This window comes from Brochothrix sp. (assembly GCF_017549435.1).
In the GTDB taxonomy this organism is placed as follows: domain Bacteria; phylum Bacillota; class Bacilli; order Lactobacillales; family Listeriaceae; genus Brochothrix; species Brochothrix thermosphacta.
Window position 1 is genome coordinate 1 of sequence record NZ_JAFYUW010000173.1, and the last position, 10,461, is coordinate 10,461.

11 protein-coding genes are annotated in these 10,461 nt (G+C 38.6%); 1 reads left to right on the forward strand and 10 read right to left on the reverse strand.

The genetic code is table 11. The features are described from left to right. Positions 1–708: 708 nt before the first annotated feature. Positions 709–1,713 (reverse strand): NAD(P)/FAD-dependent oxidoreductase, encoded by a 1,005-nt coding sequence (locus tag IKV95_RS10965; protein ID WP_278403893.1) that lies wholly within the window; start codon positions 1,711–1,713, stop codon positions 709–711. A 249-nt stretch (positions 1,714–1,962) separates the two neighbouring features. Between IKV95_RS10965 and IKV95_RS10970 the strand changes: the two genes are divergently transcribed. After that, the gene (locus tag IKV95_RS10970; protein WP_029091916.1) at positions 1,963–3,165 is read left to right on the forward strand and encodes an NAD(P)/FAD-dependent oxidoreductase; all 1,203 of its coding nucleotides are present in this window, start codon (positions 1,963–1,965) and stop codon (positions 3,163–3,165) included. An 84-nt stretch (positions 3,166–3,249) separates the two neighbouring features. Here IKV95_RS10970 and IKV95_RS10975 read toward each other — a convergent pair whose 3' ends face one another. The 9 genes from IKV95_RS10975 to IKV95_RS11015 all read right to left on the reverse strand — a co-directional run. After that, a complete protein-coding gene (locus IKV95_RS10975; protein WP_029091917.1) occupies positions 3,250–3,729 on the reverse strand; it encodes a divergent PAP2 family protein in 480 nt (159 codons plus the stop codon). Between the two features lie 20 nt (positions 3,730–3,749). After that, positions 3,750–4,316 carry a monovalent cation/H(+) antiporter subunit G gene (gene mnhG, locus IKV95_RS10980; RefSeq protein ID WP_069119070.1) on the reverse strand — a complete coding sequence of 189 codons (567 nt, stop codon included), beginning with the start codon at positions 4,314–4,316 and terminating at the stop codon, positions 3,750–3,752. Continuing rightward, positions 4,297–4,587 (reverse strand): Na(+)/H(+) antiporter subunit F1, encoded by a 291-nt coding sequence (locus IKV95_RS10985; RefSeq protein ID WP_029091918.1) that lies wholly within the window; start codon positions 4,585–4,587, stop codon positions 4,297–4,299. The genes mnhG and IKV95_RS10985 overlap by 20 nt, the downstream gene beginning before the upstream one ends. Further along, positions 4,584–5,063, reverse strand: coding sequence for a Na+/H+ antiporter subunit E (locus tag IKV95_RS10990; protein ID WP_069119072.1), 480 nt, complete (start codon positions 5,061–5,063; stop codon positions 4,584–4,586). The genes IKV95_RS10985 and IKV95_RS10990 overlap by 4 nt, the downstream gene beginning before the upstream one ends. Continuing rightward, positions 5,064–6,557 (reverse strand): Na+/H+ antiporter subunit D, encoded by a 1,494-nt coding sequence (locus IKV95_RS10995; RefSeq protein WP_029091920.1) that lies wholly within the window; start codon positions 6,555–6,557, stop codon positions 5,064–5,066. Next, a complete protein-coding gene (locus IKV95_RS11000) occupies positions 6,547–6,891 on the reverse strand; it encodes a Na(+)/H(+) antiporter subunit C (RefSeq protein WP_029091921.1) in 345 nt (114 codons plus the stop codon). Before IKV95_RS11000 ends, IKV95_RS10995 begins: the two co-directional genes overlap by 11 nt. Further along, positions 6,892–7,314 (reverse strand): Na(+)/H(+) antiporter subunit B, encoded by a 423-nt coding sequence (locus IKV95_RS11005; protein ID WP_029091922.1) that lies wholly within the window; start codon positions 7,312–7,314, stop codon positions 6,892–6,894. Continuing rightward, positions 7,304–9,709 carry a Na+/H+ antiporter subunit A gene (locus IKV95_RS11010; protein ID WP_029091923.1) on the reverse strand — a complete coding sequence of 802 codons (2,406 nt, stop codon included), beginning with the start codon at positions 9,707–9,709 and terminating at the stop codon, positions 7,304–7,306. Before IKV95_RS11010 ends, IKV95_RS11005 begins: the two co-directional genes overlap by 11 nt. Positions 9,710–9,804: 95 nt before the next feature. Further along, a partial coding sequence (locus tag IKV95_RS11015; RefSeq protein WP_287451853.1) for an MFS transporter occupies positions 9,805–10,461 on the reverse strand: 657 nt, incomplete at its 5' end.

A 10,461-nucleotide genomic window follows, 5' to 3' on the forward strand; every position in this document is an offset into this window, starting at 1 on the left:
ATTAAGCCAGGTTTAGCCCCGCTACTTGCGCTTTTAATTTTAAACGAAGTAATTACTAAAAATACAATTGTTGGTATTTGTATCATTTTAGCAGGTTCTTGTTTAACCTTTATCGGCGAAACTAAACAGAAAAACAGACGGGTATAACCGTCTATTATCAAGAGTAACATTAAAAAACTTTTTGTTTGATTCAGAAAAATGGATCAACCAAAGGTTTTTTTTTTGCTAATTTGCTTGTGAAAAAGTGAGAAATATACAAAAGTCAGGTCGTTCATCTTGATACAATAGAGAGTAGTATAGTATTAGAAAAATCGAAGAAATTGAAGCAGCAGGAGCGATTTTGGATTCAAGTAAAGAGGCTGATATGAGATTGAAAGGGCTGTATTTTGCTAGCATTGAAGAGTCAGTTAAGAAACAACCCAAATATTCATTGTTCTTTAAATTCCAAGTTAAAAAATAAAATAATGACATCATCTGGTTGTTAGTGAAACGCTCCGATTATAGTAGACGTTAGAAAAAAATCTAACGTGCTATTATGATGGGAGCGTTTTAGATTGCTATATTACACTTACCAAGTGACTACAAAAAAACCCGCCTGAACTTTGGCGGATTTGCTAGTTATGAGCCACTATCATCATCTGAAAATGGTAAAACGCTTATGAAAACTTATGTCGTTCAATCTGAAAAAAGAAGGCTACACGCATTATGCTATTGACCGAACATGCTTGTTGAATGCATCGGTTGTACACGTGTTTTTGGGTTGATATAATTCATGGCATTGTTTACTGCAGTAGGCGCTTCACCAAGTCCAGTAGCAATTAAAGCAACTTTACCAGGATAGGTACAAACATCACCCACCGCATAAATCCCCTTACGATTTGTTTCCATACGAGAGTTGACAACGATTGTGTTTTTTTCCAATTCTAACTCCCATGTCTTAATGGGGCCAAGCGTTGAAATAAAACCATAGTTGACGATAAAATCATCAATCTCAACAGCTGATTCTTCGCCTGACTTCATTTTTTTCAAAAGGACGCTTGTAAGATGTCCCGCATCGGCAATTGTTAAGTCTGTGGGTACATAAGGCGTAATCAACTTAACTGATGAATCTCGTAATCTTTGCACACTGCTTTCGTGTGCACGAAAGGCATCACGTCGATGAATTAATGAAACGGATTGCGCAATCGGTTCTAACATTAACGCCCAGTCAACAGCAGAATCACCGCCGCCACATATCGCAACGTTTTTCCCCGCAAAACGGTTCATATCTTTAATATAGTAATGCACGTGTTGACCTTCTAAAAGAGATGCGTTTTCGATATCAACACGACGTGGTTCAAACGCGCCGTTTCCGGCTGTTATAATGACTGTTTTCGATAAATGCACACCTTTATTTGTCACAAGTTGGACACAACCGTCATCGGTATGATTAAGTTCTAAAACCTCTTCTTCTAAACAAATGGTCGGTTTAAAGGACTCTGCTTGTTCAATTAATCTATCTGCTAATTCTTGAGCTTTTATCTTAGGAAATCCTGCCACATCATAGATGAATTTTTCAGGATAAAGCATTGAAAGTTGACCACCCAAAGTGGGGAGCGTCTCGATTATTTTAACTTTAGCGCTTCTTAAACCACCATAAAATGCTGAAAATAAACCAGCGGGTCCACCGCCGATAATTGTAATATCATATAGTTCTTCATGTAAATCCGTCAACGTAAATACCCCCATTTTAATAATATGATTCGAAAAAATAATCACTTTCTACATATAATACCATAAAAAAAAGTAAGGATAGGCGAATTTTGATTTTGATAAAAAATGAAATGTGACCATTAAATGAATTAATTATTCTCAAAGGCTTGAAAAGATATGTAAAAACCGATAGAATTGGTAATGGAAATGTGTTTTTTTAGTGTGAACGACATCTACACAAATATAATTATATGAAAAGAGTGATTTACAGTGGCGAAGAAGAAAATTGTCATTTTAGGTGCAGGTTACGGCGGTCTCCGTACTTTACGTAATCTTCAAAAAGCAAAACCAGATGCAGAAATTACAATCATTAACAAAAATGATTACCACTACGAAGCAACATGGTTACATGAAGTAGCGGCGGGAACGATTGAAGCTAACGATGCTTGTTTCCCAATTAAAGATCAAGTAAAAGGTGATACAAAATTCATCCAAGATGCAGTGGTAAAAGTGAACAAAGATGATAAAACTGTTGAATTAGAACAACATGGTCTTATCTCATACGATTACTTATTATTTGCTCTTGGTTTCGAATCAGAATCATTTGGTACACCAGGTGTTGAAGAATATACATTACCAATTGCTGATATTCCATCAACAAAACGTATTCGTGAGCACATCGAAACAAAATTTGCTGAGTGGAAAACAACACAAAATGATGAGTTATTAACTATCATCGTTGGTGGTGCTGGATTTACTGGTTTTGAATTCTTAGGTGAATTAACAAACCGTATTCCTCATCTTGTGAAGCAATATGATGTTCCACGTGAAAAAATCCGTATCATTTGTATCGAGGCAGCACCAAGCGTATTGCCAATGTTTACAAAAGACTTAGCAAACTATGCTATTTCACGTCTTGAAGACCGTGGTGTAGAATTCAAAATTGGTCACCCAATTAAAGAAGCTACGCCAGATTCAGTTATTTATGCTGATGGTGAAGAGCTTAAAGAAATTAAAGCAGCAACATTCATCTGGGGTGCTGGTGTTCGTGGTTCAAGCGTTGTCGGTGCTTCTGGCTTTGACGAACGTCGTGGCCGCGTAATGGTTAACGCAAACTTAACTGTTCCAGGTAACGAAGAAATCTTAATCATTGGTGACTGTTCAGCTGTTATGGATCCTGCAAACAACCGTCCATACCCAACAACTGCTCAAATTGCTATTCAACAAGCTGATTACGCAGCAGCAAACTTAGTAGCGCTTATTAATGGCCAACCATTAAAAGACTTCGTTTACAAACCTAAAGGAACTGTATGTTCATTAGGCGATAACGATGCAATGGGTCTTGTTGGTGACAAACCACTTAAAGGTTACCGTGCATCAGTTATTAAAAAAGTAATCGATGACCGTTCAATCTTAATGCTTGGTGGTATTGGAACAATGCTTAAAAAAGGTAAATTCCAATTCTATAAATAAGAAGTAGAAAAAGCACTGATACAAACGTATCAGTGCTTTTTTGTGTGCAAAAAAAGCTAAGGCGAGAATGCCTTAGCTTCAACTTTAGAGATGATATAAGTAATTAACAAGGAAACCAATTGCAATACCTGTCAAGATACCGAAGAAAACTTCAGTCGGTTTATGACCTAAAACTTCTTTAAGACGTTGAAGACCAGCTTCGGGATCTTTTTCGGCATTTGCTTTTCCTAAATTAGTAATTGCTTGGAAGTCGGCAATTAGTTTGTTGATTGTAATCGCTTGTTCACCGCTTTGACGACGAACACCCATTGCATCAAACATCACGATAACGCCGAATATTGCGGCGATAGCGAAGTAAGGTGAGTTCATTCCGTACTCGATAGCTAAAACAGTCATCAGCGCACACACGGCGGCTGAATGCGAACTAGGCATACCACCAGTTGCAGTGAGTAGCGACCAATTAGCACGTTTGTTCATGAGTGCTTGAATGGGGACTTTAATTGCTTGAGCAAAAAAGATTGCGATCAAGGCTGCCATTAAAGGCACGTTATTCCAAAAATCCATTTAAATGCCTCCTTTATGAATTAATTCGTGTTGTCATCATCATCGTCATTCAATTCTTCTGTAGGGCTAAGTGGCGTTTTAATTTCAGCTTGAAACGCTTCTTCTTCCTCTTGTTCATGTTGCAATAAGCGCTTATCGCGCATCGCATCAACAAGTTGAGTTAATTGAATTACTTTTTCATAATCTTCTTCTTCACGAACTTCACGCTGGAGTCGTTCAGCACGTAATGCTTGTATTTCTTCTTTTTTCACAGGATAGAGTTCATCAATTTTGTGCTTTTTAGTTAAAGGCACACCGATATGGTAAGCCGAACGTGTGATTAAATGGTTGGCAATCGGAGCTGTTAAAAAGATGAAGACAAGTGCCAGTATAATTCTTGGCAATAAATTGACCGATGAAAAATAAGTGAAGTATAACGATAAAGCTAACATCATTATAGTGATACCGAGTGTGTTCCCAATACCAGCGGCATGTGCTCGCGTATAAGTATCGGGTAAACGAATTAAACCGATAGCTGCAATAAGACTTAGTATAGACGATAAAATGATTAAAATCGAGATAATAATCTCAAGACTTAGTTCGATCACGCACAATCACCTTACCTTTCTCTTCAAAACGAGCATATGAGACAGTTCCAATAAAGGCGAGTAGACCGATTATTAGAAGAACATCAACAAATACAGGTGTGTTTTGAAGCATTGAAATCAAGGCAGCGATTGAAACCAAGGCGATACCAATACAGTCTAATGCTAAAACGCGATCAGCTATAAAATAACCTTTAATGACGCGATAAAGAAATAGCAGGATGGATACACCAAATAAAACGAGTGATATATAGATTGAGGCCTGTAATATCATTTGCGAAACACCTCCACAATATGACGTTCGAAACCGTTACGAATTTTACTACGCTCTTCTTCAGGATCACTAAGATCGATACAGTGAATATAGAAAGTATGTGAATCTTCATCCACCTCAATACATGTTGTACCGGGTGTGAGTGAAATGAGTGATGTTAGCAACATAACTTCCCAATCTGATTCTAGAACGGTACGGTATTTGAAAATACCGGGTGTAATATCGATATCTTTTGCAAGGATGACTTTCGACATGGCAATCGAACTTGTCACCACGTCACCCAGGAACATCACGATTAAACGAACAATTGAAAACGCGCGTTCAAGGTAAAAGCGACCTTTGAAAAAGCGACGCATAGTGAATAACATGATGATACCGATGATATAGCCGATTAAAAAAGTACTGAAGGTGAAATCCGCCTGTAGAAACTGCCAGAGTAAGGCAATGAGGCTATTAAGAAAAATTTGAAAAACCATTTAATTGCCTCCTAACACAGATTGGATATAAATCATTGGGTTAGCCAATGAATCGGCAGCTATTTGGACATACGGTGTTACAAATTGTATACCAATTCCAAACGCAACCGTTAAACATACGAGCAAGATAGTGGGGAACATCATTTGACGATAGCCGTATACCATATGACGCGGGCCACGTTCCTTACCCCAAAATCCGAGGATGAAGATACGTAATAATGATAAAAGTACAAATAGGCTAGAGATCAAAATCAATAGTCCGCCGACGATATCGCCACTCTGGAAGACACCTTTAATCAGGTAAAGTTTTCCAATGAAACCACTAAACGGTGGAATGCCTGCAAGGCCAAGCATAGCGATAAAGAAGATAAAGGTTAGACCTGGGTAACGAAGGATCAAACCAGAGAAATCTCGAATATCTGGCGTTCCCGTTATGAATAGGATAACACCGATAATCATAAAGAGTGCGACTTTGATTAACATGTCATGAATCGTATAAAAAACACTCCCAGTCATTCCGTCTAATGTGTGGCTCGAAAAGCCGACAAGAATAACGCCAATAGCAATAAGAATATTATAAATTACGATATTTTTCATATTACGGTAACTCATAGCGCCAATAACACCAATGATGATGGTTAAGTAGGCAGACCAACGGAGGAAACTCCATTCAATACCTGGTTCGGCAGAGAAGAACAAGCTGAATGTACGCATGATTGCATATAAACCAACCTTTGTAAGAAGGCCTCCAAAAAGCGCAAGAATGGGCATAGGCGCACTTACATATGAGCTTGGCAACCAGACGAACAGCGGGAAAATACCGGCTTTTGATCCAAATACAAACAGAAAGAAGATGGCAATCACACTGATTAAACCAGCATCCGCTTGTCCTTGGACTTCGCTCAGCTTTTGTCCGATATCTGCCATGTTCAAAGTACCAACTACGCCATAAAGCATCGCGACAGATACAATGAAAAAGGCAGAAGCAATCACGTTAAATACCAAGTACTTTACGATCCCTTGAAGCTGGACACGAGTACCACCTAACACAATGATGCCATAAGATGCCATTAACATCACCTCGAAGAAAACAAAGAGGTTGAAAATATCACCCGTCAAGAAGCTTCCGTTTACACCTGTGATCATGAAGAATACAAGTGAGTAGTACAAACCTTCTTCACGTGGCACGCTAATCGTTTTGATTGAATAAAGAATAATAAACGGAAGGATGACCGTTGTTGTTAAAACAAGTAATATTGCTAACATATCAGCAACGATACTAATACCAAAAGGTACGGGCCAATCACCCATTGTCACAACTAATGTTCCTTCTTTAATCACTTTGGTGAAGGTGAAAATTGTAAAAGCAAGTAAAACCAAACTCCAAATAATTGCTGCTGGACGCTGGTACTTGATTTTATGCGGTAGAATCAATAAGCAAATCGCAGCAACAAAAGGTATTAGGATGGGAAGTAAAGCAAAGTTAGTCATCATCATCATCATTTCCTCTCGTGCGGTTTACCATATCTGTTCCAATTTCTTGGTAAGCTCTGTAAGCCACTACTAAAAAGAGAGCAGTGACAGCAAAACCAATTACAATGGCTGTTAAGATTAAGGCTTGCGGAATCGGGTCGTTGAACAGTTTGAGTCCATCTAATAAGATAGGGGCACTACCGTTCTTAATGCCTCCAATAGTTAAAAGAGTTAAGTTCGCACCGTGGCTAACGATAGCCGTTCCGATAATAATACGTAAGATATTTTTCGATAGGATGAGATAAACACCGGCTGTAAACATTAAACCGATTAATAAACTCATTAATAACTCCATTTAATCACTCTCCCCAATCGCTAAGATTATTGTTAAAATGGCACCGAGTACAACCATCAATACGCCAATATCGAAGAGGGTAGAAGTGTAAAGTCCAGTATGGCCAAAAAGAGGCAAGTCTACATACACGGATGAGTGCGTTAGAAATGATTGGCCTTTAAAAAGACTAATACTTGAACTGATAAGGATAATTAATAAACCGGAACCAGCAAGACGTAACGGGTTAAACGGTAAAATTCGTTTGACGAGATTTAAATCGTAAGCAATTGCCAGTAAAGCGAATGCAGAAACGATAATCAAGCCACCAATAAACCCTCCCCCTGGAAGATTATGTCCAGAGAAAAAAGAATCAGCACCAAAAATTAAGATGATAAAGACGATAATTTGAGAAGCCATTCGGAGTAAGACATCATTATTCTTCATGTTGTTTATCTCCTTTGTTGAGACGTAAGCGAATTAATGAGTAGATGCTCATCGCAGCCACCGTAAGTACAGCCGATTCGAAGAATGTATCGAATCCACGGAAATCGACCAGGGTTACGTTGACCACATTTTTACCGCCGCCCTTAGTATAGGCATTTTCAATGAAGTAAGGCGAAAGAACGGAATCGAAAAATGTTGTGTTGAATGATGAAAAGACAACGATAAACATTACGAAACCAACAGCCATACTAATCCATAAACGCCAAGAGAACGGTGTTATTTTTTCTTCATCTTTACCTATTTGCGGCAAGAAGCGGAAAGCAAGCAGATAAAGAATAACTGAAATTGTTTCGACAACTAACTGTGTTAAAGCTAAATCAGGTGCACGCGCGATCATAAAGATAATTGCGATGAGATACCCAAGAGCACCTAGCAAAATAACAGAGGTTAGACGTGCTTTAGAAAGCATAATTGCTAACAATACAACGACAGCAGCTGCAAAAATCAGCCAATCAACAACATCAATCGGTGAGAGTTTAGCTGTCGAAAAGTTCAATGACGACGTGGTGGTTACACCAATAATTGTCGCAAAGATAAACGTCATAAAGAGAATAATCAGATAAAAGCGTAAATTCCCATTCATGACACTTGTCATTGAACGATAAGATAGTTTTTCAAAGTAGTAGTTACCACGGTTATAAACATCATTCCAACTGAATAGAAACCGTAATGGGCGTTGGATGAGTGGTTTCCATTTGAGGTACGTTGCCGCTAAAATAGAACCGATAATTATAATAGCAATGGTTAACCAAAGTGCCGGAGTGAAACCGTGCCATAGAGATAAGTGTAATTGATAGTCCGGATTCAATGTTGTTTTAACACTATGTATTGCGGGTGTAATCAACGGTGTTGCTAAGAGATTTGGAAATAAGCCACTTACAACAACAATGATTACCAAGATTAATGGAGAAGTCGCCATCCCGATGGGTGTATGTGTCGCTTTTTTAGGTTGTAACCATGGTTTCATTTTTCCAGTGAAAGGACGGAAGAATAAAATCATGCTGTAGACAAAGGTGATGACACTTGCAATCCAAGCAACAAACAAAAAGATGTAAGAAAGCACAGTTAATGAAGGTGCTTGAATAGTCGAAAGATTAACAAAGGATTCTAAAAACATCTCTTTGCTGACAAAACCATTAAATGGTGGAATTCCAGCCATGGCAAATGTACCGACAAAAGCGAGTGTTGCAGCTAAAGGCATCACGTTCATTAAACCGCCGAGACGACGTATGTCTCGTGTGCCTGTTTCATGATCGATAATACCAACAACCATGAATAATGCGCCTTTGAACGTTGCATGGTTGAATAAGTGTAAAAGAGCAGCAGCTAGAGCAGCGACATAAAAACCGTTCGCCTCACGCAGTGAGTTTGAACCGAGCCCTAATAAAGACATGATTAAACCTAATTGACTGATGGTTGAATAGGCGAGAATTCCTTTTAAATCCACTTGTTTTAAAGCATTGAAGGAACCCCAGAACAATGTCGTAAGACCCACGATCATAATAATGACTGACCAAGACTGGTGAGTGGGTGCGAACACCGGAGTCATTCGAGCAACGAGATAGATACCTGCTTTAACCATAGTCGCGGAGTGAAGGTAAGCGCTAATCGGTGTTGGCGCTTCCATCGCATCGGGCAGCCAGATGTGAAATGGAAACTGTGCTGACTTTGTAAAAGCTCCGAGCAAGATGAAAATCATCGCGAGCATGAAGAATGGAGAGTTACTAAAGGTTGAAGCTTCTGCTATAACGGTTTGAATACTAAAGCTACCCGCAAGGTTAGAAAGAATGCTCATTCCCCCGAGCATCATCAAACCACCGAAAACGGTAATATACAATGCTTTTTTTGCACCATAACGTGAACGCTCACGTTTATGCCAATAGCCAATCAATAGGAAGGAACTGATCGAAGTCATCTCCCAGAAAAGATACAGTACCATCATATTATCTGATAGTACAAGACCAAGCATTGCTGTCATGAAGATTAAAAGGTAAGCATAGAAGTAGTGCAGTTGTTCTTTCTTCTTGCTGAGGTAAAAGATGGAGTACAGTGTTACTAAAGCGCCTATACCAGTAATCAGTAAGACGAAAAGTAGACTCAGCCCATCCACACGCAAAACGTAGTTGATGCCTAGGTCAGGAATCCATTTCATAAGGTAAACAAGTGGTTGTGAGGTCAGGTCTCTTGATAAGAAACTAAGGAAATAACAAAACAATCCAAAAGGTACAACGAGAACTAACCATCCGAGATGCCATTGTTTTAAATACTTATGTGTAAATGGAATAAGGGCAGCTACGATGAGTGGTAATAAAACTGCTAAGTGTAAAAAATTCACAAAAATGAATCGCTCCTTTCAAAATATCTAATATCAATTAAAATTGATAGTTACTAACAAGTATAACGAAAAAAATAACGCTTAACAAATGATAGTTAATGAAGCTCAATATTTCGTTTACGATCCGAACGTATACTAAGACGTAATAATCCGTAGGTTAAAATAAACATAAACGCCGTGAAGTAAAACACGAATGAGATGTTGAACAGGCTGGCGAGTTCGCCGCCAATAACCGGTCCAATCACATTTCCGAGGAAACGTGCACTCTGGTTATAACCAAGTACTTCACCTTGAATTGAAACAGGAGATGCTAGTCTGATATAGGCAGTGGTTAACGGGATTAAGCCACCGATAACAATCCCAAATAAGAAACGTAAGAAAATAAAAAGGGTCATTGAATTGATAAAAGCTAAAGGTATAACCGCAAGTGCTGAACCGAGTAGTAGATAACCAATTATTTTTTCATAACCATGTTGATCACCTAAAATACCCCACCGTCGCGTCATAATTAAGTTACCAAAACCAGTTGCTGAAAATGCGAGCCCTGAGAGTAAAGCGATGTTATTGGTGTGCGGTGCGAGTTCTTTAACATATAAAGCTAACAATGGTTGTAAGCTAAAGTTTGCGATTTGTACCATACTGGTTGCGACCATCATCATTAATAGTACACGTATATGTAGGATGTATGAAATTGTGTTTGGAACTTTTTCGCTTTTCTTTGAAGTAGCAGTATGTGACACAGTATCTTTCAA

What these genes read in the sequence shown, in the direction of transcription:
- IKV95_RS11005 (WP_029091922.1), bottom strand. Translation starts at nt 7,314, where the DNA reads ATGAAGAATAATGATGTCTTACTCCGAATGGCTTCTCAAATTATCGTC.
- IKV95_RS10975 (WP_029091917.1), bottom strand. Translation starts at nt 3,729, where the DNA reads ATGGATTTTTGGAATAACGTGCCTTTAATGGCAGCCTTGATCGCAATC.
- IKV95_RS10995 (WP_029091920.1), bottom strand. Translation starts at nt 6,557, where the DNA reads ATGATGACTAACTTTGCTTTACTTCCCATCCTAATACCTTTTGTTGCT.
- IKV95_RS10985 (WP_029091918.1), bottom strand. Translation starts at nt 4,587, where the DNA reads ATGATATTACAGGCCTCAATCTATATATCACTCGTTTTATTTGGTGTA.
- IKV95_RS10990 (WP_069119072.1), bottom strand. Translation starts at nt 5,063, where the DNA reads ATGGTTTTTCAAATTTTTCTTAATAGCCTCATTGCCTTACTCTGGCAG.
- IKV95_RS11000 (WP_029091921.1), bottom strand. Translation starts at nt 6,891, where the DNA reads ATGGAGTTATTAATGAGTTTATTAATCGGTTTAATGTTTACAGCCGGT.